We start from the raw sequence: 24,575 nt of genomic DNA, 5'->3' as shown, positions 1-24,575 counted from the left end.
AGTCGGCTTTCCATCCGGCGGTCGACAAGGTGGCGAAAAAGCCCCGGGGCATGACGCCCGCGGGCACGACAGCGCAGCCGCGCGGACGCTCCCGTCCGCCGCCTTGTCGTTTCCCGACAATTTTTCGACGGCAGGTTGCGCCCTGGCGCGATTGATATTTGCGGCCTTGGCCGCGTGAAAGAAGACTATTTTGACCAACGAAAACCAAGCGGAACCGAACGGTTTCGCAGCCCTTGGAATAACCGGCGCGCTGCTCAAGGCCGCCAACGCGGCTGGCTTCACCGATCCGAAGCCGATCCAATCCCAGGCGATCCCGGCGCAGCTCGAAGGCCGTGACATATTCGGCATCGCCCAGACAGGTTCCGGCAAGACGGCGGCCTTCGCGCTGCCGATCCTGTCGAAGATCATCGGGCTCGGCACCAAGCGCCGGCCGAAGACGGCGCGCGCGCTGATCCTGGCGCCGACGCGCGAGCTTGCCGTGCAGATCGAGGACACGATCAAGCTGCTCGCCAAGGGCGCGCATATCTCGACCGCGCTCGTGCTCGGCGGCGTGTCGCGCTACAGCCAGGTAAAGAAGATCGGCCCCGGCGTCGACGTCCTGATTGCTACGCCGGGTCGCCTGACCGATCTCGTGCGCGAGGGCGACCTCATCCTTGCCGACACCAAATGGCTGGTGCTCGACGAGGGCGACCGCATGCTCGACATGGGCTTCATCAACGACGTCAAGCGTATCGCCAAGGCGACCGCGCCCGACCGCCAGACCGCGTTGTTCTCGGCCACCATGCCGAACGAGATCGCCGAGCTTGCCAAGGGGCTGCTGAAGGACCCGGTCCGCATCGAGGTGTCGCCGCAGAGCACGACGGCGGCCGAGATCGTGCAGAGCGTGGTGCTCGCCCGCACCAAGCAGAAGCGCCAGGTGCTGTCCAAGATGTTGGCCGACGAGGCGATGCGCTCGGTGATCGTGTTCTCGCGCACCAAGCATGGCGCCGACCGCGTCACCAAGGACCTTGCACGTGACGGCTTCGATGCCGCCGTCATCCACGGCAACAAGTCGCAAAACGCTCGCCAGAAGGCGCTCAACGATTTCCGCGACGGCTCGGTGCGCATCCTAGTCGCGACCGATATCGCCGCGCGCGGCATCGACGTGCCCGGCATCAGCCATGTCGTGAATTTCGACCTTCCGGACGAGGCGGAAAGCTATGTCCACCGCATCGGCCGCACCGGCCGCAACGGCAGGGACGGCATCGCGATCACGCTTTGCGATCCGTCGGAGAACGGCAAGCTGAGGCAGGTCGAGCGCATCATCCGCATGCGCCTGCCGGTCATTGCCGATCATCTGGGCAGCCCCGACCCGCAGCGTGATCCAAAGGAGAAGACCGAGCGTCATTTCGAGCCGGCCAACGACCGCGAGCACCACGGCGGCCGCCGTGACGGCCGTCGCCCCGCCAATGGCGGCGGCAAGAAGCGGTTCGGCGGCCAACCCAATGGCGAGCGCCAATTCGCGCCGAAGCCGCAAGGCGAACGCCCCATGGCCGCCAAGCCGAATGGCGAGCGCAAGCCTGACGGCTTCAAGCGCTTCAAGGGCAACAACAAGCGCCGCTTCGGCGGGAAGCGGCCGGCCAACCGGGCCGCTTGAGTTTCGTCCTCGAGGCTTGATCGGAACAGAAAACGGCCGGAGCAGCGCTCCGGCCGTTTCTCGTTTCACAGGCCCGATTGCTGCTCCATCAACGCCTTCACCCACACCACGATCCGCTCGGTAAGAAAGGCCGTGGTCTGCGGCGACAGCGCATCGCCGGCAATGACGTGATTGTCCGGGTCGCCGGTGTCGTCGACCGGCACCAGCTCGTGGGCGCCGCCCCAGCGGCCGGCGATCTCGCGCGTGCGATCGGGCCGCACCACCTTGTCGGCATCGGAGAAGATGAACAGGGCAGGGACGGTCGCCTTCTCGACCGGCGCGCCATAGGCGAGATTGGTGAGCGCGGCCATCGGCAGCGTTGCCGCCATCGGGTACTTGGTGGTCCAGAACCTTTCGTGCAGCGGGTTGCGCGCCGGAAAGCTGCGCTGCTTGCCGCCGACGAGCTCGGCGACCTCTCTGCCCCAGGGCATGGTCAGCAACTCGGCGCCGGACGCCTTGACGCCGAAATTCGGCGAGATGAATGCGATTGCAGCGACGCCGTCGGAGGCGCTGGGCTGGGTTGCGGACCAAGTCGCCAGCGAGCCGCCGGTCGAGGTGGCGATCACGATCACCTTGTCGCCGATCGCACGGCCGATCGCCAGCGCCTCCTCATAGTCGTTGATCCAGGCGTTGACGCTGCCTTCGGCCATGGCCGCGCCGTCCTGCCCATGTCCGGTCAGGCGGGTGTAGAAGAGATTGGCATCCAACGCGTCGGCGACATCGTCCGGCAGCGGGCGGACCTCGCCTTTCGACGCCGAGAAGCCGTGGATATAGACGATTGCAAGCTTCGTCCTGGCGTGAACCAGTGGGTTCGCCCAGATGATCTCCTTGTCCAGCCCGTCGCGGATATTGGGCACGGCGGCCTCTTCGCGCGCCAGATAGGCCTGCGGATCGTCGCCGATCGCGGAAGGATCGAACCGGATCGTCGTGTCGACCGCCACGCGTGGCCCGAGAACGAAACCAGCGACCAGAAAGAGGGCGAGACCCAGTACCGCAAGCACGATCCGTCGCCCCATCGCCGACTCCAAGCAACAATACTCAACCTAATGCATGTCGCGCAAAAGTGTGCAGCGGTTTTGCGAAAACGACATGCATAAAAACAAAGACATAAAGCGCGTCGCCTGAACCCATTTCAGCGCGACGCGCTTTATGGCCGCATCCGCCGGCAGGCAATCGCAGTTTCGCCGGCTTATTTCGCCTTGTCCGATGATGGGCCCATCCCGCTCGGCATCTTGCGATCGAAAAACAGCGGCCGAACCTTCCAGCTGGTCGTAAGGCTGATGACCAGGCGGCCGATCGGCCGCGGCAACAGACCAAGCAGCTTCAAGGGCCAGCTTATGTGATAGGGGAAGGTGACTTCGAAGCCGCCCTTCCTGATGCCGCGCGCCATGCGGCGCGACGCGCGTTGCACAGGCATCAGGCTTGGCATCGGCAGCGTGTTCTTTTCCGTCAGCGGGGTGTCGACGAAGCCCGGGTTGATCACCTGGATGCGGATATTCATCTTGTCGAAGTCGTATTTCAGCGATTCCGCCAGGATGTTGATCGCCGCCTTGGTGCCGCCATAGGCCGCGGTGGTCGGCCAGCCGGAATAGGCCGTGACCGATCCGACCAGGACCACATGCCCGCGCGCCCGTGCGCGCATGTAGTCGACCACGGGCACCAGGCCGTTGACGATTCCGAAATAATTGACGGCGAAGGAACGGTGAAAATCGCGCACCACCAGGTGTTCGCCGGGGGTGGCGATGTAGTTGCCGGCGTTGAAGACGGCGAGCACGATCGGTCCCATCTCCTTCTCGATCGCGGCGGCCGTCCGCGCCATGCCTTCCTCGTCGGTCACGTCGCAGGGGAATGATTTCACATGGCCGGTCATCTGGGCCGTCTCGACCAGCAGCGTGTCCGCCGGGTCACTCGGCAGCGACGTCACCGCCACGGCGTAGCCCTGCCGCGCGAGGTCCTTGGCCAGCGCCCGGCCGAGGCCGCTGCTGCCGCCCGTGATCCAGGCGACACCGTCTTTCGGGTTGGCCCGGTAAAGTGTCATTGAAAGCCCTGCGAGTTGTCTGGGTCGGCGCATGACCCCGAAAACCGGTACCGGTTTTCGGAAAGGAATCATGCGCCAGATTAAAGTCCTACAGCTTTGCGCGTCCGGTCGGACGCGCAAAGCATTAGTGCTCTAGCGGCGAAGAAATCCGATGAAAAGAGCGCTTTTGGGTGCATCGCCGAAATGATCGCGAGCATTGCAGCGTCCGGAATGCGACTGGACCAGGCAAAATCTTGCCTTGAAACCGCGGCTTCCGGTTTCTAGGGTCTCGCCGCATGCACAAAGGAATCCTGGATGCCCCGTAACGTGATCGAAGCGATCGGCAACACTCCCCTGATCCGGCTCAACAAGGCCTCGGACGCGACCGGCTGCGAGATCCTGGGCAAGGCCGAGTTCATGAATCCGGGGCAATCGGTCAAGGACCGTGCGGGCCTCTTCATCATCAGGGACGCCGAACAGCGCGGATTGCTGCGACCGGGCGGCGTCATCGTCGAAGGCACCGCCGGCAACACCGGCATCGGCCTGACGCTGGTCGCGAAGGCGCTCGGCTACCGGACCGTCATCGTCATTCCCGACACGCAGAGCCAGGAGAAGAAGGACACGATCAAGATCCTGGGGGCAGAGCTGATCGAGGTGCCTGCCGTGCCGTACAAGAACCCCAACAACTACGTGAAGCTTTCGGGGCGGCTCGCCGAGCAGCTCGCTCGGTCGGAGCCGAACGGCGCGATCTGGGCGAACCAGTTCGACAATGTCGCCAACCGCGACGGCCATATCCGCACGACGGCTGAGGAGATCTGGACCCAGACCGGCGGCAAGGTCGACGGCTTCGTGTCGGCCGTCGGCTCCGGCGGCACGCTCGCCGGCGTCGCGATCGGGCTCAGGGCCAAGAGCAAGGCCGTCAAGATCGCGCTTGCCGATCCGCTCGGCGCCGCCCTCTACAGCTTCTACACCAGCGGCGATCTGAAATCCGACGGCAGCTCGATCACCGAAGGCATCGGCCAGGGCCGCATCACCGCCAATCTCGACGGGTTCACGCCGGACTTCTCCTACCAGATCCCGGACGAGGAAGCGTTGCCGATCATCTTCGACCTGATCCAGGAAGAGGGGCTCTGCGTCGGCGGCTCGACCGGAATCAACATCGCCGGCGCCGTCCGGCTGGCGCGCGAGCTCGGCCCCGGCCATACTATCGTGACGATCCTCGCCGACTATGGAACGCGCTACCAGTCGAAGCTGTTCAATCCCGAGTTCCTGCGCGGCAAGAACCTGCCGGTGCCGGGCTGGATGGAAGAGAAGGCCGACATCTCGGTGCCGTTCGAAAAGGTGGCGTGATGGCGCAGAGGACCGAAGCGCTGTTTCGCGACGACGCCTATCTGAAGACTGCGGACGCGCAAGTCGTGGCCATCAACGACCGGGGCGGCATCCTTCTCGACCGCACCATCTTCTACGCCACGTCGGGCGGGCAGCCTGGCGATACCGGCTTGCTCGAACGCGCCGACGGCAGCCGCATCGCGATCGCCGCCACCATCACCGGCGAGACCAAGGACGAGATCATCCATGTGCCGACGCCAGGACAGGCGCTGCCTTCGGTCGGCGAAAGGCTGAGGCTCAACATCGACTGGCAGCGGCGGCATCTTCTCATGCGCATGCACGCCGCCTGCCATCTGCTCACCGTCGTATGTCCGTTTCCGATCACCGGGGCAGCGGTCGCCGAGGACGACAGCCGCGTCGACTTCGACATTCCCGATGCGGGCTTCACCAAGGAGGACGTGACGGCGAGATTGATGGAGCTCGTGCGCGCCGACTATCCGATCTTCACCCGGCTGATCACCGAAGAGGAACTTTCCGCCAATCCCGGGCTTGTGAAGTCGAAGAACGTGCGGCCGCCCGTCGGCACCGGCAGGATCCGCCTGGTCTGCATCGGCGAGAATGCCTCGGTCGACAGCCAGCCTTGCGGCGGCACTCATGTGAAGAGCACCGGCGAGGTCGGCGAGATCCATATCGGCAAGATCGAGAAGAAGGGCCGCGAGAACCGGCGCTTCCGCATCCGCTTCGGACCGATGCCGACGAATTGACGGGCGAAGGCTAGAGCAATTCCAGGAAAAGTGCGTAGCGGTTTTCCGTCCGGAATTGCGCAAAAACAAAGCCTAGAGCGGATCAGCGATTCTGTAAGAAGCTGAACCGCTCTAGCAGCGTCGCGAGAGGCGGACAGGAGCAGCAACATGGCCGAAGACAGCCCTTTCATCGTCGACGCGGACTGGCTCGAGAAGCGGCTGGGAACGCCCGGACTCACCATCATCGACGCCTCCTGGTACCTGCCGGCGCAAAAGCGCAATGCGCACGCCGAATACGTCGCCGCCCATATTCCCGGTGCCCGCTTCCTCGACCAGGACGCCGTTTCGGACCCGGAATCCAAGCTGCCGCACACATTGGCTTCGCCCCCGTACTTCGCCCAATATGTCGGCTCCATGGGAGTTTCGGCCGACGACACCATCGTCGTCTATGACGGCCCGGGCTTGTTTTCAGCGCCGCGCGCCTGGTGGATGTTCCGCGTCATGGGGGTCTTCCAGGTCTACATCTTGGGCGGCGGTTTCGACCGCTGGCAGGCGGAAGGGCGGCCGGTGACGGCGGAGCAGACCAGGATAGCGCCTTGCGTCTTTTACGCCGATTTCGATGCCGGCCGGGTCGTCGGCCTCGACGAGATGCGCCGGATCGTCGGAAGCGGGGAAAGTCAGATCGCCGATGCGCGCTCTCCAGGGCGCTTCGCCGGTACCGATCCGGAGCCGCGTCCCGGCGTCCGTTCCGGCCATATGCCGGGCGCTCACAATGTTCCGGTCGCCGCGCTCGCCGAGAATGGCGAGCTACTGCCCAAAGACCGCTTGCGCAAGGTCATCGAGGATGCCGGCATCGATCTTTCGAAGCCGGTCGTCACTTCCTGCGGATCGGGCATCACCGCTGCGGCGATCACGCTGGCCCTGGAGACGCTTGGCCATACCGACAACAGGCTGTACGACGGCTCCTGGACCGAATGGGGCGGGCTCAGCGATACCCCCGTCGTGACGGGCAAGGAATGATGGCGATGGAAAATGGTGTGCCGGAGGATATCGATGTCACGGTCACATTCCTCGAAATGCACGCACCACCGGCCGCATCGCCGCCGCTGCCGTACAACCGCCAGATCGCGCTCTTGAAGACCAAGGACATCCCGCTGCATTTCTATCGCTACCTGATGGATCGCGTCGGGCGCAAATGGCATTGGGTCAATGTGCTGAGACTGAGCGACGAGGAACTGGCCGCCGGCCTGCATCGCGAGGACCGCGACATCAGGGTGCTTTACCTTGACGGCTCCCCAGCCGGCTTCTTCGACCTCAAGCCGCATCTTCCGGACGAAGTGGAACTCGCCTATTTCGGCATGATGGAACATGCGCATGGCCAAGGCATCGGCCGCTGGTTCCTGGGGGCGGCGATCTCCGCTGCATGGTCGTATGGGCCGAAGCGCGTCACGGTGCAGACCTGCACGCTGGACCATCCGGCGGCGCTGCCGCTTTACCAGAAGCTCGGCTTCACGCCGGTGGCGCAGAAGAAGGAGGTCGTGCATCCGCTGACCTTCGCCGAGCGCTCGGCAAGCGTCATGCGGCCGTAGTCAGCGCGGGTAGCAAGAGGTCGATCGGTCGCCTTCATCGATGCCGGCCTACGCCACCGGCGGCGGCTGGGCCTCGAACGTGGGCAGCGAGGTGTCGATGCAGGCCCAGGCGGGCGCCATGCTCGTCCAGATCGTCGCTGTCGGCCTGATCATGTTCGGGTCGTCCAGCGTGCCCGCGCGCACGAAGATCAGATGCGGGCGCGACTCGGCCTCGCTAAAAAGATGCACGCCGCAGGCTGGGCAGAAGCGTCGGTGCATCCTGTCGCCGCTATCGGCCACGCTTTCGTAATCGCGCATCTCGCCGGCGACCTTGAAGTGCGCCGTCAGGAAACAGACGCTCACCGCCGCGTTGCCGGCCGCAATATACTGGCAGAAGCGGCACCAGCACAGCCGCGCGGTGATAGCCTCGGCGCGGCTCTCGTAGCGGACTGCGCCGCACAGGCATCCCCCGGTAATCATGCTCGGACCATCGCCAGACTCCAGCCGCCTGCACAGCGATGATCATGGCGCGGAACGCCCTGTCTGGCGAGTTCGATAACTTCAGTGTTGGGATTTCGGATTCGCTATATGCGCTCCGAGTAAGGCGCGCGGGCCGCTTGGCAGGAATCGGGTGGGAGACGCGACCGCCCGGGCATAATTTCCGGTCAACGCCATCGGAGATTTGCCATGCGCATCCAGTTCAAAGCCTTGCCGACTGAAGCCGTGCGCGCCCTGCAGCGGGGAGGACCCGACGCCTATGGCCGCGCGCCCGAACAACGGATCTCCGACGGCGACGGCGTGCCATGCCGGCATTGCATGAAGAACGTTGCGGAAGGCGAGGGCTATCTCATCCTTGCCTACCGGCCGTTCCCGGAACTTCAGCCTTACGCCGAGACCGGGCCGATCTTTTTGCATACGGGCGAATGCCAACGCGCCGCGGAGGCGGATGCGCTGCCCGAGATGCTCCAAAGCAGCGACTACATCGTGCGCGGCTATGGCAAGGACGACCGCATCGTCTATGGCAGCGGCGCCGTCATTGCGACCGGCGATATCGCGGCGCGCGCCGGGACCTTGTTCGAGCGCGACGACATCGCCTACATCCATGTCCGCTCGGCGCGGAACAATTGCTATCAATGCCGCATCGAGCGGGCATGACCCAAAAAGAAGCCCGCCGATGGTCAGGCGGGCCGTTGGAGGGTCTGACAGAAGCTGTCGGCAAGTGCTGTCCGGGCCGGGCCTTGTCCGACCCGGCAAACAGCTCAAGCCACCAGTAACGGTACGTGTCTAGGCGTCGTTCACGCGGTGCGAATGTGAAGCATTTCACACAAGGGCTGGAAGATGCAAATCGGGTTGCCTGTCGGGACTGTCGTATTCCCGTCGTACTACTGCGCTAAAAAGTAATGGTTGATGAGCTGTCGACCGCGGATGGACCGGCGACAGATCGCAACATCGAGGAAGCGGGGCTTTTGCTCCGCTTTTTTGTTGCCCGGATTCCGGACGGAACCAGTCTGCGCGCAAGAAAAAGCCCGCCGGAATGACCGGCGGGCGCGACAGGAGGAAGTTCTGGCCGGATGTCAGGCGGCGAGCACGGCCTTCGGCTCGACCATTTCGTAGCCGAGCGCCTCGGCCACGGCGCGGTTGGTGATCTTGCCCTTGTGGACATTGAGGCCATTGCGCAGGTGGTGGTCGTCGACCAACGCCTTCAGGCCCTTGTCGGCAAGCTGCAGGCCATAGTGCAGGGTCGCGTTGTTGAGCGCATGCGCCGAAGTGACCGGCACCGCGCCCGGCATGTTGGCCACGCAGTAATGGATCACGCCGTCGACCTCATAGGTCGGCTCGGCATGGGTCGTGGCGTGCGAGGTCTCGAAGCAGCCGCCCTGGTCGATAGCGACGTCGACGAGCACCGAACCCTTCTTCATGCCGGAGAGCATTTCGCGGGTGACGAGCTTGGGCGCGGCGGCGCCCGGGATCAGCACGGCGCCGATGACGACGTCGGCCGAGAAGCACTCTTCTTCCAGTGCCTCGACCGTCGAGTAGCGGGTATGCACACGGCCGGCGAAAATGTCGTCGAGCTGGCGCAGGCGCGGGATCGAGCGGTCGATGATCGTGACGTCGGCGCCGAGGCCGACGGCCATCTTGGCCGCATGCAGGCCGACGACGCCGCCGCCGAGCACCGTGACCTTGCCCGGCAGCACGCCGGGCACGCCTCCGAGCAGCACGCCGCGGCCGCCATTGGCCTTCTGCAGCGCGGTCGCGCCGGCCTGGATCGACAGCCGGCCGGCGACTTCCGACATCGGCGCGAGCAGCGGCAGGCCGCCGCGGTCGTCGGTCACCGTCTCATAGGCGACAGCGGTGACGCCCGAAGCGAGCAGACCCTTGGTCTGCTCCGGATCCGGAGCGAGGTGGAGATAGGTGTAGAGGATCTGGCCGTCGCGCAGCTGCACCCATTCATTGGGCTGCGGCTCCTTGACCTTGACGATCATGTCCGACTTGGCGAACACGTCGGCGGCCGTCTTGGCGATCGTGGCGCCGGCGCCGCGATAGGCGTTGTCGTCGGCGCCGATGCCTGCACCGGCGCCCGTCTCGACCAGCACTTCGTGACCGTGCGCGACATATTCGCGGACCGAGCCGGGCGTTAGGCCGACGCGGTATTCATGGTTCTTGATTTCCTTGGGGCAGCCGACGCGCATTTTCTTCTCCTGTCCGGCCCTTGAAAGGGCGCTCTCCCTGACATTTCCGAGCATGCCATCAGTGCCAAAACCGCCGCGCGATTTCGGGCGACATGCAATAGACGCAGTCAATCACGAATCGTTCCGTATGTGTTTGCGAATGCGCTTGCAGCAGGTCGCCATCTTCGATAATCGTTGCGCAAATTTCCAAAATATTCGCAGGAATCACGAAGAATGCCGCTCGACAGGATTGATATCGCCATTCTGGAGACTTTGCAGAAGGATGGCCGGATACCCAACGCTGCGCTTGCCGAGAAGGTCGGCCTGTCGCAATCCGCCTGCTCCAGGCGCCTGGACAATCTGGAGAAATCCGGAACCATCCGCGGCTACCACGCGCGGCTGTCGAATGCCGCGCTCGGGCATCAGATGACGGCGATCGTGCATATATCGCTGTCAGGACAATTCGAGAAGACGCTGTCCGATTTCGAAGCGGCGATCAAACGCTGCCCGAACGTGCTCTCCTGCCACCTGATGTCGGGCGAATACGACTACATCCTGCGCATCGCGGCGAAAGACCTTGCCGACTATGAGCGCATCCACAAGGAATGGCTGTCGGCCATGCCGCACGTGACGAAGATCAATTCGTCCTTCGCTCTGCGCGAGATAGTCGACCGGACGGCGGTCGGATTGAGGCCGGAGATGGCCTAGCCGTCATCGACCTCCAACCGCTTCGGTCACCACCGTCGTCATCGGGATATCGTGCGGCTGCGGGTAAATGGTGGGGATGCGCTGCAATTCATAGCCGACGCCGATCACCAGCGGCCTGAACGGCAGGGCGGCAAGCGTGCGATCGTAGAAGCCGCCGCCATAGCCGAGCCGGTAGTTGCGGGGGTCGATACCGACCACAGGCGAGATCACGATATCGGGCAGCACGGAATCGCCCTCGGCCGGGATCGGGATGTTCCAGACGCCTTTCTCCAGCCGGTCGCCAGGCGTGTAGGCGCGGAAGACCAGAGGCTGGCCCTTCTCGATGACGACGGGCAGCGCCGTGCGGCCGCCGCGCGCGTTGATCGACGCCATCCAGCCGCGCAGGTCCGGCTCGCCGCGGAACGGCCAGTAGAGGCTGACCATGCGGCCGGCAATGTCGCCGACCAGGGCGTCGAGGCTCTCGGCTATCCGCTGTGACATTGCCGCGCGCGCATCGGCCGAAACCGCAAGCCGCGCGCCGATCAGCCGTTCGCGCTCTGACTTGCGCCAGCGCCTGACATCGGTCCAATCGGTGAGCGGCATCTGATAAGCAGGGTCGAGCTCGTGCATGAAACAAGGCGGCGAGGCGTATTGGGCGGGGCCTTCGTCATCGCGGTTGTCGGCCATGCTTTGCTCCTATCGTTTCGCTCCACGTTATACCCGGCGCTCCGGGCGCGGCGTGCGCATTCACGACGCCGGGCGACGACTCCCGGGCAGGGAGTGGCTGGCAGCGATGTTGTTGCAGTGCACAAAAATGCTTACATCTAGGCAGTTGGATTGGTTTGGCGAGGTGACTGAAAATGGACGAAGCCAAGCATCATGTCGTGGTCGTCGGCGCGGGATTCGGCGGCCTCGAACTCACCCGTGCTCTGGCCGGCGCACCGGTGCGCATCACCATGATCGACAGGCGCAATCATCACCTGTTCCAGCCGCTGCTCTACCAGGTGGCGACCACCTCGCTGGCGACTTCGGAAATCGCCTGGCCGATCCGTCATTTGCTGCGCAAGCGTAAGGATGTGACGACACTTCTGGGCACAGTCACCGGCGTCGACCGCGCCGGCAAACGTGTTCTGCTGGAAGACGGCAGCTCGGTTGCCTACGACACGCTGGTGCTCGCCACCGGCGCGCGCCACGCTTATTTCGGCCATGACGAATGGGAGCCCTTCGCGCCGGGGCTGAAGACGCTTGAGGATGCCACCACGATCCGCCGCCGCATCCTGCTCGCTTTCGAAGAGGCCGAGCGCGAGACCGATCCGGCCAAGCGCCAGGCCTTGCTGACGCTGGTCATCGTCGGCGGCGGCCCGACCGGCGTCGAGCTTGCCGGGACCATTGTCGAGCTTGCACATGACACGCTGCGCGGCGAATTCCGCAACATCGACACGCGGCAGGCGCGCGTGGTGCTGATCGAGGCCGGCGACCGGATCCTCGCCAATTTCGCGCCGGAACTCTCGGCCTACGCCCAGAAAGCGCTGGAGCGGCTTGGCGTGACGGTCGAGCTTGGCCGCGCCGTCACGCAACTGGATGCCGAGGGCGTCGTCTTCGGCGATACGCATCTGCCGGCAAAGACCATCCTGTGGGCGGCAGGCGTTGCTGCTTCGCCGGCGGCGGATTGGCTGGGAGCATCGGCCGACCGGGCGGGCAGGGTGCTGGTCGAGCCCGGTCTCACCGTCCCGGGCAGTCCGGAGATCTTCGTCATCGGCGACACCGCGCATCTGTTGCGGCCGGATGGGAAACCGGTGCCGGGCGTTGCACCCGCGGCCAAGCAGCAGGGCAAGCATGTCGCCGCGACCATCAGGGCGCGGCTCGGCGGCGATACGGCGCAGCGTCCGTTTCGCTACCGGCATGACGGCGACCTGGCGACGATCGGCAAGCGCGCCGCGGCGATCGACTTCGGCTGGATCAAGCTCACCGGCTGGCTTGCCTGGTGGCTCTGGGGCATCGCCCACATCTATTTCCTGATTGACTTCCGCAACCGGCTCGCGGTTTCGCTTAGCTGGCTATGGATCTATTTCACCGGGCAGCGCAGCGCCCGGCTGATCACCCAGGGCGACGACGACAAAGCCTGATTTGCCTTCATCGACGCGTCACCTTGTCGTGATCAACAGGCGATCAGCAGACGTGGACTCAAAGTGCCTTCAGAGCCATGCTCCGTATCCGGGGCAGGGGTTGTCACGTTGTCGAAGAGGGAGGAAAGCAATGTCACAACCGCTCATCACCCGCCGTTCGCTGCTGGCCGGAGCCGCCGCCACCGGAGCGCTGATCATGTTGCATCCGTTCTCAGCCCGCGCCGCTGCCAATCAGGCGCATCTCAGGATCATGGAAACCACCGACATCCATGTGAACCTGCTCCCCTATGATTACTACGCCGACAAAGCAAACGACACGATGGGCCTGTCGCGCACGGCTTCCTTGATCGACGCGGTGCGCAAGGAAGCCACCAATGCGATGCTGATCGACAACGGCGACCTGCTGCAGGGCAACCCGATGGGCGACTACGTCGCCTATGAGAAGGGCATGAAGGACGGCGACCTGCATCCGATCATGAAGGGCATGAACCTGCTCGGATACGAATGCTCGACGCTCGGCAACCACGAATTCAACTACGGCCTGTCCTTCCTGGACAAGGTGCTGGCCGGCGCCAGTTTCCCGTTCGTGTGCGCGAACCTGATCCGTGGCACCACGCTTGCCGCCAACCCGCGCGACGACAAGCTCTACCTCAAGCCCTATGTCATCCTCGACAAGAAGATCAAGGACGGCTCGGGCGCCGAGCGGCCGATCAAAATCGGCGTCGTCGGCTTCGTACCGCCGCAGATCATGGTCTGGGATCTGAAGAACCTCGAAGGCAACGTCCAGACGCGCGACATCGTCGAAGCGGCCAAGGCCTGGGTACCGCAAATCAGGGAAGAGGGGGCCGACATCGTGATTGCGCTCTCGCATTCGGGCATCGACATCAATCAGGGCGACAAGATGGAAAACGCCTCCTTCTTCGTCGCTGGCGTCGAGGGCATCAACGCCGTCTTCACCGGCCACCAGCATCTCGTTTTCCCCGGCAAGAAGGACTTCCAGTCGCTCGAAGGCGTCGATACCGAGAAGGGCACGCTGCAGGGCAAGCCGGCGGTGATGGGCGGCTTCTGGGGCTCGCATATGGGCCTGATCGACCTTTTGCTGGAGCGCGACGGCTCGAAATGGCGGGTCGTCTCGGCGACCTCCGAAGCGCGGCCGATCTACGAGCGCGTCGACAACAAGAACAAGGCGACCGTGCCCGACGACAAGCGCATCATCGCGGCGCTGGAGCAGGATCATGAGGCGACGCTCGCCTATGTCCGCCGCCCCGTCGGCAAGACGTCCGCGCCGCTCTATTCCTATTTCGCCTTGGTCGCCGACGATCCGTCGGTGCAGATCGTCAACCAGGCGCAGAGCTGGTACCTGAAGGACATATTGAAGAGCACGCAGTGGAAGGACGTGCCGCTGCTTTCAGCGGCTGCACCCTTCAAGGCCGGCGGCCGCAACGGCGCCGACTATTATACCGACGTTCCGGTCGGCGACATCGCCATCAAGAACGTCGCCGACCTCTACCTCTACCCGAACACGGTACGGGCCGTTGAAATCACTGGCGCCGAGGTCAAGGAATGGCTGGAAATGTCGGCCGGCATCTTCAACAGGATCGAGCCGGGCAAGGCCGATCAGCCGCTGATCAACACCGACTTCCCGTCCTATAATTTCGACATCATCGACGGCGTCACGTACAGGATCGACCTGTCGCAGCCGCCGAAATACGATTCCAAGGGCGGCGTGGCGAACGCCGGCTCCAGCCGTATCGTCGACCTGAGGTTCGACGGCAAACCGATTGATCCGGCAGCCAAATTCGTGGTCGCCACCAACAACTACCGCGCCGCCGGCGGCGGCAATTTCCCCGACATCAACGCCTCGAAGATCATCTACGAGGCGCCGGACACCAACCGCGACGTCATCGTGCGCTACGTCATCGACGAGGGCACGATCAATCCGTCGGCGGACGGCAACTGGTCGTTCGCGCCGCTGGCCGGCGCCAGCGTCGTCTTCGAGACCGGCCTCAGGGCGAAGGATTTTGTCGATCAGGTGAAATCCCTGAAAATCGAGCCGGCGGGCGAGGGCGAGGCGGGATTTGCCAAATACCGCATCACCCTTTGAGTTCGTTCGCGGCCAGGGCGACAAGGGCGAAGGCTCGATTCCGTGGCACGCCTGCCGCGACCGGCGCACCAAACTGCTGGGAACGCATGAAGGCGCAAAAAGCGGTGGCCCCGGAGAATTGCCGCCGGGGGCGCTCTGGTTACGGCTGGAGACATGCGTTAGTTTTAGCCATGCGTTATGTGATCGTCATCGTCGCCATCACCTTCTTCCTGATCTGGGATGGCCTCTACAACCATGGCTACTATCTCGATGCGACCGTCAGGGAGATGTCGCGCATCGTGCGCTTTGTCACCGGCGCGGCCTGAGGTCCGACGCCGCTTGGACGGCAGGCGCGACATCGTTGCCGGTTGACGCGACGGCCCTGCTCCCACAAAAACGCGCTCATCGGTCGATCAAGGAGGCTGGATTGATCCGGCACATCGTTTTCTTCAGCGTGCGGCGCAAAGAGGATGTGGAGGCCGTGCGGTCAGGGCTGCAGGCGCTGGGCAATATCCCGCATTCGAAACACTTCGAGGTCACGCTCAACACCAAGGTCGATCTGTTCTCGAACGCGATCGATGTGGTTGTCTATGCCGAGTTCGAGGACGAGGCCGCTCTCGCCGCCTACAAGGCGCATCCGATCTATGCGGAGACGACCAGCAAGGTGAAGCCCTTGCGCGAGCTGCGCTATTCAGCCGACGTCGTGGCCGCCGCCTGAGCCGGGCAGTCCGCGCCTCCGTCAATGCCTTGAACGGCGGACCTTGAACCGCTCTCCGGAATGGGGCAAACCGCGCCGGTATGATCGAAACTTCGACCCATCCGCTCGACCACCTGGTTCTGCCGACGCTGAGCCTCGATGTCGCAAGGCAGCGTCTCTCGTCGCTCGGCTTTGTCGTCGCGCCGACCGGCGTCCATCCTTTCGGCACCGAGAACGCATGCGTCTTTTTCGCTGACGGCACCTATCTGGAGCCGCTGGCCGTCGGCGACCAGAAAGCGGCCGGAAAGGCGATCGACGAAGGTAATGTCTTTGTCGCGCGAGACCGCCTTTACCGCCACAAGCTTGGCGACGACGGCTTTTCTGCGATCGTGTTCGGGACCGCGGATGCCGATGCCGACCAGGTGCGCTATGTCGAAGCAGGCCTGTCGGCCGGCGATATGCTGAGCTTTTCGCGCGTCTTCACCGACACCACGGGCAAAAGCGACACGGCATCGTTCAAACTGGCGTTCGTGGCCGATAGAAAGGCAACGGACGCGTTCCTGTTCGCCTGTCAGCGCATCAACGCGCCGAAGATCGACCGCACCGCCCTGCAGGCGCATGCCAATGGGGTAACCGGCATTGTCGAGATCATTGCTGTCAGCGACGAGCCTTCGAGCCGGGCCGGGCTGGTGTCGACCGCAGCCGGCAAGGTCGCGAAGGACGGTGACAAGGTTGAGTTGCCCAACGCGACCGTCTCCATCCTGAGGCCTGATGCAGTTGCCTCCCACCTCGGCATTCCGGCAGGGGGCGCTTCTGACCTGCGTTTTGCAGCCATCGTTTTGTCGACCCGCAGCACGGCTGATGCCGCTGATCTGCTTGTAGCCAACGCAATCGAACACAACATGAGCGGCAGCGATATCATCGTGCCGCCGGCGCCCGGTCAGGGCGCTGCCTTCATATTTCGGGAGATCCCATGAGTGAGCCCCTGGCGCCCAATGCATCGGTAACCGTCGGCAAGGTCGTCTTCGCCAATAATGCGCCGCTGTCGCTGATCGCCGGCCCCTGTCAGCTCGAATCGCGCCAGCACGCCTTCGACATGGCCGGCGCGCTGAAGGAACTGACCGAGCGGCTGGGCATCGGCCTCGTCTACAAGACCAGCTACGACAAGGCCAACCGCACCTCGCTCTCGGCCACGCGCGGCGCCGGCCTCGAGGCGGCGATGCCCATTTTCGACGATTTGCGCAAGACGTTTTCCGTCCCCGTGCTGACGGACGTCCACACCGAGGAGCAATGCGCGATCGTAGCGCCGCATGTCGACGTGCTGCAGATTCCGGCCTTTCTGTCGCGACAGACCGACATGCTTGTCGCGGCTGCGCGGACGGGCAAGGTTGTCAATGTGAAGAAGGGCCAGTTCCTGGCACCGTGGGACATGAAGAATGTCGTCGCCAAGATCACCGGCTCCGGTAACCTGAACGTGCTGACCACCGAACGTGGCGCTTCGTTCGGCTACAACACGCTTGTGTCGGACATGCGCGCGTTGCCGATCATGGCCGAGATCGGTGCTCCAGTGATTTTCGACGCCACCCATTCCGTGCAGCAGCCGGGCGGGCAGGGCGGCTCCTCCGGCGGTGAACGGCGCTTCGTCGCAACGCTGGCTTGCGCGGCCGTCGCCGTCGGCGTTGCCGGGGTCTTCATCGAAACCCACGATGATCCGGACAACTCGACCTCTTCCGACGGCCCCAACATGGTGCCGCTCAAGGACATGCCGGCTTTGCTGGAAAAGCTGATGGCGTTCGACCGCGTCGCCAAGGGGCACTGACATTTGCAGGTGTCCCGGCGAATCCTGGGTCGGCTTGTGGTTGCAGTAAGCCGGCTGTAGGCTCGTTTGCGCAACTGAGCGTCTTGGCAGGAGGAAGCCAATGTCTGTCGCCCGCGTCACCGAGATCACGTCGTCGTCCAAGAAAAGCTTTCAGGACGCGATCGAGAAGGGCATCGCACGCGCCGCAAAGACCCTGAAGAACGTCGAGGGTGCCTGGATCCAGGACCAGAAGATCGTCGTCCAGGCCGGCAAGATTGCCGCCTATCGCGTCAACATGAAGGTGACCTTCATCCTGACCGACAGCTAAGCAACAAAGTCTGGAACCTTCGCCTGATCCTCTCATTGTCCAAGCAGATATTGAATCGAGAGGAGCACCACCATGACTACCCCGTCTGGGCATACCGAAGCCATTGCCGCCTCGCGCGTCATCGGCACCTCGGTCTACAATACCGAAGGCAACAGCATTGGCAGCATTGAGGATGTCATGCTGGACAAAATGTCGAATGGCATCATGTTCGCGGTCATCGGCTTCGGCGGTTTCCTCGGCATGGGCGAGAAATATCACGCAATACCGTGGGCGAGCCTCGACTATGACGCGGACAAGGGCGGCTACGTCGTGCCGTTCACCAAGGACCAGCTCAAGGCGGCGCCGGCCTACTCAATCAAGGAATTGACCGGCGGCGACGGCGAGGCGGCCCGCGATGCGTCCTTCGAGTACTATCACGTAAAGCCTTACTGGCATTGACCAGCGCAAGCGGCTGGCTGGAATAGAAAAGGCCCCGGCAAAACCGGGGCCTTGGCGTTGGACTATTCTGCCGCATGAAAGAACTCCACCGAGCTCTGCTGGGGTTTCTGACTGTCGCATGAAGTCAGGAACGCCGCCGCGATCAGAAACAAACTCACGATACCGCTCAACTGGGACATGGCGAAACTCCTCCTGTTTCGCCCCGCGCAGCACGAATCATAACCCAGAAGGCGCCCGTGGCCGGCATGACTTATGATGACAGAAATTTGCGCTTCGTGAATCCTGCCGCCGGCAATAATTGCGGGCGGCCCGATTGCCTTTTGCGGTGCTTTGGCTAAGAGGGGCGCGTCGCTTCAATCGATCAATCGGGGACATCGCAAATGACCGCCATCATCGACATTGTCGGGCGTGAAATCCTGGACAGCCGTGGAAATCCGACCGTCGAGGTCGACGTGGTGCTGGAAGACGGTTCGATGGGCCGCGCCGCGGTGCCATCGGGCGCTTCGACAGGCGCGCATGAGGCGGTGGAGCTGCGCGACGGCGGGCCGCGCTATCTCGGCAAGGGCGTCCAGCGCGCGGTCGAGGCCGTGAACGGCGAACTGTTCGAGGCGATTGGCGGCATGGAAGCCGAGAACCAGATCCATATCGACCAGACGATGATCGAGCTCGACGGCACGCCGAACAAGAGCCGTCTCGGCGCCAACGCCATTCTCGGCGTTTCGCTGGCGGTGGCCAAGGCCGCCGCCGACGCCGCCGGCCTGCCGCTCTACCGCTATGTCGGCGGCGCCAAGGCGCATGTCCTGCCGGTGCCGATGATGAACATCATCAATGGCGGCGCCCATGCCGACAATCCGATCGACTTCCAGGAGTTCATGATCCTGCCGGTCGGCGCGCCGACGCTGCGCGACGGCGTGCGCTGGGGCTCGGAGATCTTCCACACGCTGAGGAAGAAGCTGAAGGACGCCGGCCACAATACCAATGTCGGCGACGAGGGCGGCTTCGCCCCCAACCTGAAGAGCGCGCCGGCCGCGCTCGATTTCATCATGGAATCGATCGAGAAGGCCGGCTTCAAGCCCGGCGAGGACGTGGCGCTTGGCCTCGATTGCGCGGCGACCGAGTTCTTCAAGGACGGCAACTATGTCTATGAGGGCGAGAAGAAGACGCGCGATCCGAAGGCGCAGGCGAAATACCTTGCCAAGCTCGCTTCCGACTATCCGATCGTCACCATCGAGGACGGCCTTGCCGAGGACGACTGGGAGGGCTGGAAGATCCTGACCGACCTGATCGGCAAGAAGACCCAGCTCGTCGGCGACGATCTGTTTGTCACCAACACGGCACGCCTGCGCGACGGTATCCGCATGGGCGTTGCGAACTCGATCCTGGTCAAGGTCAACCAGATCGGCTCGCTGACCGAGACGCTGGATGCCGTCGAGACCGCGCACAAGGCCGGCTACACCGCCGTCATGTCGCACCGCTCGGGAGAGACCGAGGATTCGACCATTGCCGATCTCGCGGTCGCCACCAATTGCGGGCAGATCAAGACCGGCTCGCTGTCGCGCTCCGACCGCATGGCCAAGTACAACCAGCTCATCCGCATCGAGGAAGAGCTCGGCAAGCAGGCGCGCTACGCCGGCAAGTCGGTGTTCAAGGACTGATCCTGAGCAATTTCCGGGGAACGTGACGGGCAGATGATTCGTCCAGCCCGCCAGGGGCGCCGCATCACCTCAGGCGGCGCACCTTGAGGTTGGATGCATGTCGTCGCCAAGCTGCGGCGCGTTTTTGGCGACATGCACTGATCCTGTGAAAGGCCTGCCGCCGCTCACACGCTTTCCGTGCGATGCACGCTCAGCGCCGCCGAGAGGTTCCCCGTTATTTTCTGCATCACATCGGGAAGGCTTCGGTCGACGCCGTAGACGAAGCCTGGGAAATCGAGCGGCTTCTGCTCGGACCAGATTGCCTCATGCTGGTCCGGGGGCAGGACCCGAGCCGGATCGCCAACCGCGATCCAGCCGATCGGCACGACCGTGCCGGGCTCGAGGCGGGTACGCAGGTGAACGGTGCCATTGATGCGGACCTCCGAGCCACGCTCGATGTGCGCACCATGGAAAACCGCCGCGCCCGTGGCGATGAAGACCTCGTCCGCGACTTCTGCGCCAACCACGTGGCTATTGGGGCCGACGAGGCAATGGCTCCCTATCGTGCAAGGGTGGTGTTCCGTGGCGCGGATCACGGCATTCTCCAACACGATACAGTTGCGGCCGATGCGGATCGAGCCGCCTGCCTCCGCCACAAGGCGGGCGCCATGCATGACCCGGCTGCCGGCGCCAATGACGACATCGCCACACACGGTGGCGTCCGGGGCGACCCACGCATCGGCGTCGATGGCCGGCTCATGCCCACCGTAAGAAATGATCATCGAACACTCTCCTCTTTCTCGATCTCAGCCGCGCGACAGCCGATCGGGCAAACCTCAGCTCCGCAAAGGTCATGCTCGCAGAGGCGACACGTTGTCCTGGCGAAGGCGCGGGAAGTCGTCGCGCCGGCAAGGATCTTATCCACCATGGACACAAAGCGCTGCCGCTCGTCCGGCTGCAGTGCGGACAGCAGTCCGTCGAGCATGGCGAGCCGGAGAGCCTGCATCTGCCTGACCTGGGCGTGACCGCTCTCCGTCAGCGTCAGCGGCGTGACACGACCTTTCGGTTTGCCACGCACAATCACCGCCTGCCGTTCCAGCCCGTCGATCAAGCGCACAGCGGTCGGTTGACTGACGCCGACAATTTCAGCGAGTTCGGTCGTCGTCAGCCCCGGCTTGAAATGCAGCATCGACAGCACCGCCGCCGCGCTCGGTGACAGCTCTCGCAAGGACGCTTCCGTCCTGTCGCGAATCATCGCGCCGAGCGCACCGAGCTTGTTGGCGTCCAATTGTTGCATAGCGTATGCATATATCATTTTGGAGCAGGATCAACTTCTTTCTCGCGCGCGGCGATCGCGAACGCGTTGAGCAACCAGATAGGCGACAGGATGCGACCTGCCGGACCAGGCCATTCCCGCTCGCCGATTCCATGGGCCCGTAACCGTCCGTTAAGCACAATCGGGCGAAAAGATTCGGACCGCCGCATGCGTTCGCGGCCGCGAGGGTTCGGGTCATGTGGACACGTCAGCACAAGCAGAGAAACACCGGCAGGCTGATCATTCCGTCGCTCTGCGTGCTGTTTCTCGCCTATTTCGGCTTCCATGCCTATCACGGCGAGTTCGGCATCTACTCCAAGTATCGGCTGCAGGCCCAGGCGGCCGAACTGCAGGCCCAGTTCGACGCCGTCAAGGCGCGCCGGGTCGACTTCGAACGCCGTGTCCAGCTCATGCATGAAGGCACGCTGGAGAAGGATATGCTTGACGAGCAGGCCCGAAAGGCGCTCAATCTGTCCCAGCCGGATGAAATCACCATAATGCTGCCCGCCCCAACGAAATAACCTCATTTTGGTTAATCGCACTTATTCGCAATGATTCTAACCGCTTAGATGCATGCCAGCCATGCATTTTTCAGCATGGCGCAATGCATCCTTGCGTGTTAGCCTCGCTCAAATCGTTTGGGAGACGATCGCTCTCCCTGAATGTCCGCGAAGAGACGCCAACAGGGAGTGATGCATGGCCACCGCCGCCAGAAAAGCGCCTGCCAAGTCCAAATCCAGATCCGACGGCAAATCGTCGAGCCTTTCCACCCCCAAGCCAGCCGAATTCACCAAGGACGAAGAGCTAGCCGCCTACCGGCACATGCTGCTCATCCGCCGCTTCGAGGAGAAGGCCGGCCAGCTCTACGGCATGGGCTTCATCGGCGGCTTCTGCCACCTCTATATCGGCCAGGAGGCCGTCGTCACCGGCATGAAGATGGCGCTGATCGAGGGCGACCAGATGATCACCGCCTATCGCGACCACGGCCATATGCTGGCGATGGAGCTGTCGCCGCGCGGCGTCATGGCCGAGCTCACAGGGCGCCGCGGCGGCCTGTCGAAAGGCAAGGGCGGCTCCATGCACATGTTCTCCAAGGAGAAGCATTTCTATGGCGGCCACGGCATCGTCGGCGCGCAGGTGTCGCTCGGCACCGGTCTCGCCTTCGCCAACCGCTATCGTGACAACAAGAATGTCTCGCTGACCTATTTCGGCGACGGCGCCGCCAATCAGGGCCAGGTCTACGAGAGCTTCAACATGGCTTCGCTCTGGAAGCTGCCGGTGATCTACATCATCGAGAACAACCGCTACGCCATGGGGACGTCGGTGTCGCGCTCGTCCGCCGAGACCGACTTCTCCAACCGCGGCGCTTCCTTCAAGATCCCCGGCATTCAGGTCGACGGCATGGATGTGCGCGCGGTCAAGGCTGCCGGCGAGGTCGCCGCCGAATGGTGCCGCGCCGGCAACGGCCCGCTGATCCTCGAGATGCAGACCTATCGCTATCGCGGCCACTCGATGTCCGATCCGGCGAAATACCGCTCCAAGGAGGAAGTGCAGAAGATGCGCTCCGAGCACGACCCGATCGAGCAGGTCCGGGCGCGGCTGATGGACAAGAAGTGGGCGAGCGAGGACGAGCTCAAAGCAATCGACAAGGAGGTTCGCGACGTCGTCGCCGATGCCGCTGAATTCGCCCAGAACGACGCCGAGCCGGATCCGTCCGAGCTCTGGACCGACATCGTACTTTAAAGGGAGGGCAAGGACATGCCGATCGAGATTCTCATGCCCGCGCTTTCCCCGACCATGGAAGAGGGCAATCTTTCCAAATGGCTTAAGAGCGAAGGCGACAAGGTTGTCGCCGGCGACGTCATCGCCGAGATCGAAACCGACAAGGCGACGATGGAAGTCGAGGCCGTCGACGAAGGCACGCTCGCCAAGATCGTGGTTCCCGCCGGTACCGAGGGCGTCAAGGTCAACGCGGTGATAGCCGTGCTTGCGGTGGACGGCGAAGACGTCGACAAGGCCGGCGAAGGCATCGGCGAAGAAGAGCCTGCCAAGCCTGAAACAGCCAAGCCTGAAACAGCCGCGGCTGCGCCAGCGCCGGGTGCGGCCAAGAACGAAGCTGCGGCACCTGTCGCGGCCGCACCGAAAGCGGAAGTCGCGGCCGATCCTGACATTCCCGCCGGCACCGAGATGGTTTCGACCACCGTGCGCGAGGCGCTTCGCGATGCGATGGCTGAAGAAATGCGCCGCGACGGCGACGTCTTTGTCATGGGCGAGGAGGTTGCTGAGTACCAGGGCGCCTACAAGATCACGCAAGGGCTGCTGCAGGAATTCGGCCCGCGCCGCGTCGTCGACACGCCGATCACCGAGCATGGCTTTGCCGGCGTCGGCGTCGGCGCGGCCATGGCCGGGCTGAAGCCGATCGTCGAGTTCATGACCTTCAACTTCGCCATGCAGGCGATCGACCAGATCATCAACTCGGCCGCCAAGACGCTCTATATGTCCGGCGGCCAGATGGGCGCGCCGATCGTCTTCCGTGGGCCGAACGGCGCAGCCGCCCGTGTCGCCGCGCAGCACTCGCAGTGCTATGCCGCCTGGTACAGCCATATCCCGGGCCTGAAAGTGGTGATGCCGTATACGGCGGCCGACGCCAAGGGCCTGCTCAAGGCGGCGATCCGCGACCCGAACCCGGTCATCTTTCTCGAGAACGAAATCCTCTACGGCCACTCCTTCGACGTGCCGAAGCTCGACGATTTCGTGCTGCCGATCGGCAAGGCGCGCATCCACAAGCAGGGCAAGGACGTCACCATCGTCTCCTTCGGCATCGGCATGACCTATGCCATCAAGGCGGAAGCCGAACTGCGCGGCATGGGCATCGATGCCGAGATCATCGACTTGAGAACCATCCGTCCGCTCGACTTCGACACGGTCATCGCCTCGGTAAAGAAGACCAACCGCCTCGTGGTGGTGGAAGAAGGCTTCCCGCAGAGCTCGGTCGGCGACCACATCGCCAGCCAGGTGTCGCAGCGCGCCTTCGACTTCCTCGATGCGCCGGTCGTCACCATCGCCGGCAAGGACGTGCCGATGCCTTACGCGGCGAATCTCGAGAAGCTGGCATTGCCCAATGTCGGCGAGGTCGTCGAGGCGGTCAAAGCTGTTACCTATCGCTAGGAAACAACGCGGATGCCGTCTCTCTGGGTCCTGGCCGCCGTCATTGTCCCCACCATTGCCGTGGCCTTTTTTGTGCGCTCGATGACAGGAAAGTTCGATGCGGTCTTGCTGATGCTCAGCGGTGTCGCCTCGCTTGTCCTGGCAATTGTCGCAACTGGTTCCGCACAGGTTGATCAAACCGGTGGCATGATGAGCCTCGAAATGAGCAAAAGCAGCTTTCATTTCGGAGTCTTGCCACCAGTGTTCATCGTCGCCACGCTGACCGTCATGCGCGGCCTGTTCAAATTCATTCAGGAGTGA

The 24,575-nt window shown here is 63.5% G+C and carries 27 protein-coding genes; 20 read left to right on the top strand and 7 right to left on the bottom strand.

Annotated features, from left to right (window positions below):
* The first annotated feature begins 190 nt into the window (after window positions 1–190).
* The gene (locus EN874_RS03810; protein ID WP_127424119.1) at window positions 191–1,636 is read left to right on the top strand and encodes a DEAD/DEAH box helicase; all 1,446 of its coding nucleotides are present in this window, start codon (window positions 191–193) and stop codon (window positions 1,634–1,636) included.
* Window positions 1,637–1,701: 65 nt separating this feature from the next.
* Here EN874_RS03810 and EN874_RS03805 read toward each other — a convergent pair whose 3' ends face one another.
* Together EN874_RS03805 and EN874_RS03800 are read right to left on the bottom strand one after the other, a co-directional pair.
* A complete protein-coding gene (locus tag EN874_RS03805; protein WP_127424118.1) occupies window positions 1,702–2,691 on the bottom strand; it encodes an alpha/beta fold hydrolase in 990 nt (329 codons plus the stop codon).
* Between the two features lie 173 nt (window positions 2,692–2,864).
* Window positions 2,865–3,713, bottom strand: a complete 849-nt coding sequence (locus EN874_RS03800; RefSeq protein ID WP_127424117.1) for an SDR family NAD(P)-dependent oxidoreductase — start codon at window positions 3,711–3,713, stop codon at window positions 2,865–2,867.
* A gap of 294 nt (window positions 3,714–4,007) precedes the next feature.
* Between EN874_RS03800 and EN874_RS03795 the strand changes: the two genes are divergently transcribed.
* The 4 genes from EN874_RS03795 to EN874_RS03780 all read left to right on the top strand — a co-directional run bounded on the left by EN874_RS03795 (window position 4,008) and on the right by EN874_RS03780 (window position 7,353).
* On the top strand, window positions 4,008–5,042 hold the full coding sequence (locus tag EN874_RS03795; protein ID WP_127424116.1) for a cysteine synthase A: 1,035 nt from the start codon (window positions 4,008–4,010) through the stop codon (window positions 5,040–5,042).
* Window positions 5,042–5,785, top strand: coding sequence for an alanyl-tRNA editing protein (locus EN874_RS03790; RefSeq protein WP_127424115.1), 744 nt, complete (start codon window positions 5,042–5,044; stop codon window positions 5,783–5,785). Before EN874_RS03795 ends, EN874_RS03790 begins: the two co-directional genes overlap by 1 nt.
* 147 nt (window positions 5,786–5,932) lie before the next feature.
* Window positions 5,933–6,784: a 3-mercaptopyruvate sulfurtransferase gene (sseA, locus tag EN874_RS03785; protein WP_127424114.1), complete on the top strand. Its 852-nt coding sequence runs from the start codon at window positions 5,933–5,935 to the stop codon at window positions 6,782–6,784.
* 5 nt (window positions 6,785–6,789) lie between these two features.
* The gene (locus tag EN874_RS03780) at window positions 6,790–7,353 is read left to right on the top strand and encodes a GNAT family N-acetyltransferase (protein ID WP_127424113.1); all 564 of its coding nucleotides are present in this window, start codon (window positions 6,790–6,792) and stop codon (window positions 7,351–7,353) included.
* A 48-nt stretch (window positions 7,354–7,401) separates the two neighbouring features.
* On the opposite strand, the gene EN874_RS03775 is transcribed toward EN874_RS03780, so the two are convergent.
* A complete protein-coding gene (locus tag EN874_RS03775) occupies window positions 7,402–7,812 on the bottom strand; it encodes a GFA family protein (protein ID WP_127424112.1) in 411 nt (136 codons plus the stop codon).
* A gap of 207 nt (window positions 7,813–8,019) precedes the next feature.
* Here EN874_RS03775 and EN874_RS03770 point away from each other — a divergent pair, with 207 nt between their 5' ends.
* Complete coding sequence (locus tag EN874_RS03770; protein WP_127424111.1) at window positions 8,020–8,487, top strand: DUF1203 domain-containing protein; 468 nt, start codon at window positions 8,020–8,022, stop codon at window positions 8,485–8,487.
* Between the two features lie 419 nt (window positions 8,488–8,906).
* On the opposite strand, the gene ald is transcribed toward EN874_RS03770, so the two are convergent.
* Window positions 8,907–10,022, bottom strand: a complete 1,116-nt coding sequence (gene ald / locus EN874_RS03765) for an alanine dehydrogenase (RefSeq protein ID WP_127424110.1) — start codon at window positions 10,020–10,022, stop codon at window positions 8,907–8,909.
* A gap of 213 nt (window positions 10,023–10,235) precedes the next feature.
* Between ald and EN874_RS03760 the strand changes: the two genes are divergently transcribed.
* The gene (locus EN874_RS03760) at window positions 10,236–10,709 is read left to right on the top strand and encodes an Lrp/AsnC family transcriptional regulator (protein WP_059188527.1); all 474 of its coding nucleotides are present in this window, start codon (window positions 10,236–10,238) and stop codon (window positions 10,707–10,709) included.
* Between the two features lie 3 nt (window positions 10,710–10,712).
* Here EN874_RS03760 and EN874_RS03755 read toward each other — a convergent pair whose 3' ends face one another.
* Window positions 10,713–11,375 carry a 5-formyltetrahydrofolate cyclo-ligase gene (locus tag EN874_RS03755; protein WP_127424109.1) on the bottom strand — a complete coding sequence of 221 codons (663 nt, stop codon included), beginning with the start codon at window positions 11,373–11,375 and terminating at the stop codon, window positions 10,713–10,715.
* Window positions 11,376–11,548: 173 nt separating this feature from the next.
* Between EN874_RS03755 and EN874_RS03750 the strand changes: the two genes are divergently transcribed.
* The 9 genes from EN874_RS03750 (at window position 11,549) to eno (ending at window position 19,813) form a co-directional block, all read left to right on the top strand.
* A complete protein-coding gene (locus EN874_RS03750) occupies window positions 11,549–12,814 on the top strand; it encodes an NAD(P)/FAD-dependent oxidoreductase (protein WP_127424108.1) in 1,266 nt (421 codons plus the stop codon).
* A 130-nt stretch (window positions 12,815–12,944) separates the two neighbouring features.
* Window positions 12,945–14,918 carry a bifunctional 2',3'-cyclic-nucleotide 2'-phosphodiesterase/3'-nucleotidase gene (locus EN874_RS03745; protein ID WP_127424107.1) on the top strand — a complete coding sequence of 658 codons (1,974 nt, stop codon included), beginning with the start codon at window positions 12,945–12,947 and terminating at the stop codon, window positions 14,916–14,918.
* A 170-nt stretch (window positions 14,919–15,088) separates the two neighbouring features.
* Window positions 15,089–15,223: a hypothetical protein gene (locus tag EN874_RS34785; protein WP_281058947.1), complete on the top strand. Its 135-nt coding sequence runs from the start codon at window positions 15,089–15,091 to the stop codon at window positions 15,221–15,223.
* A 101-nt stretch (window positions 15,224–15,324) separates the two neighbouring features.
* Window positions 15,325–15,615, top strand: coding sequence for a Dabb family protein (locus tag EN874_RS03740; protein ID WP_126089306.1), 291 nt, complete (start codon window positions 15,325–15,327; stop codon window positions 15,613–15,615).
* 80 nt (window positions 15,616–15,695) lie between these two features.
* Window positions 15,696–16,571 (top strand): VOC family protein, encoded by an 876-nt coding sequence (locus EN874_RS03735; protein WP_127424106.1) that lies wholly within the window; start codon window positions 15,696–15,698, stop codon window positions 16,569–16,571.
* Window positions 16,568–17,413: a 3-deoxy-8-phosphooctulonate synthase gene (gene kdsA / locus EN874_RS03730; RefSeq protein ID WP_127424105.1), complete on the top strand. Its 846-nt coding sequence runs from the start codon at window positions 16,568–16,570 to the stop codon at window positions 17,411–17,413. Before EN874_RS03735 ends, kdsA begins: the two co-directional genes overlap by 4 nt.
* 100 nt (window positions 17,414–17,513) lie before the next feature.
* Complete coding sequence (locus EN874_RS03725) at window positions 17,514–17,720, top strand: dodecin family protein (RefSeq protein WP_127424104.1); 207 nt, start codon at window positions 17,514–17,516, stop codon at window positions 17,718–17,720.
* A gap of 72 nt (window positions 17,721–17,792) precedes the next feature.
* The gene (locus EN874_RS03720; RefSeq protein WP_127424103.1) at window positions 17,793–18,158 is read left to right on the top strand and encodes a PRC-barrel domain-containing protein; all 366 of its coding nucleotides are present in this window, start codon (window positions 17,793–17,795) and stop codon (window positions 18,156–18,158) included.
* 380 nt (window positions 18,159–18,538) lie between these two features.
* Window positions 18,539–19,813, top strand: coding sequence for a phosphopyruvate hydratase (gene eno, locus EN874_RS03715; protein ID WP_127424102.1), 1,275 nt, complete (start codon window positions 18,539–18,541; stop codon window positions 19,811–19,813).
* Window positions 19,814–19,977: 164 nt separating this feature from the next.
* On the opposite strand, the gene EN874_RS03710 is transcribed toward eno, so the two are convergent.
* Together EN874_RS03710 and EN874_RS03705 are read right to left on the bottom strand one after the other, a co-directional pair.
* Window positions 19,978–20,574, bottom strand: coding sequence for a gamma carbonic anhydrase family protein (locus EN874_RS03710; RefSeq protein ID WP_127424101.1), 597 nt, complete (start codon window positions 20,572–20,574; stop codon window positions 19,978–19,980).
* Window positions 20,571–21,089 (bottom strand): MarR family transcriptional regulator, encoded by a 519-nt coding sequence (locus tag EN874_RS03705; RefSeq protein ID WP_245513435.1) that lies wholly within the window; start codon window positions 21,087–21,089, stop codon window positions 20,571–20,573. Before EN874_RS03705 ends, EN874_RS03710 begins: the two co-directional genes overlap by 4 nt.
* A 215-nt stretch (window positions 21,090–21,304) precedes the next feature.
* On the opposite strand from EN874_RS03705, the gene EN874_RS03700 reads away from it, so the two are divergent.
* From EN874_RS03700 to EN874_RS03685, 4 genes are all read left to right on the top strand, one after another.
* The gene (locus tag EN874_RS03700) at window positions 21,305–21,628 is read left to right on the top strand and encodes a septum formation initiator family protein (RefSeq protein WP_126089298.1); all 324 of its coding nucleotides are present in this window, start codon (window positions 21,305–21,307) and stop codon (window positions 21,626–21,628) included.
* Between the two features lie 175 nt (window positions 21,629–21,803).
* A complete protein-coding gene (gene pdhA, locus EN874_RS03695) occupies window positions 21,804–22,850 on the top strand; it encodes a pyruvate dehydrogenase (acetyl-transferring) E1 component subunit alpha (protein WP_126089297.1) in 1,047 nt (348 codons plus the stop codon).
* Between the two features lie 15 nt (window positions 22,851–22,865).
* Entirely contained in the window at window positions 22,866–24,275 is a 1,410-nt protein-coding gene (locus tag EN874_RS03690) for a pyruvate dehydrogenase complex E1 component subunit beta (protein ID WP_127424099.1), read from the top strand.
* A 12-nt stretch (window positions 24,276–24,287) separates the two neighbouring features.
* Window positions 24,288–24,575, top strand: coding sequence for a hypothetical protein (locus EN874_RS03685; protein ID WP_126089295.1), 288 nt, complete (start codon window positions 24,288–24,290; stop codon window positions 24,573–24,575).

It is taken from the genome of Mesorhizobium sp. M1D.F.Ca.ET.231.01.1.1, assembly GCF_003999155.2.
Lineage (GTDB): Bacteria > Pseudomonadota > Alphaproteobacteria > Rhizobiales > Rhizobiaceae > Mesorhizobium.
The sequence above is the reverse complement of the archived record's forward strand: the minus strand, read 5'-3'. Positions and strand labels throughout refer to the sequence as shown.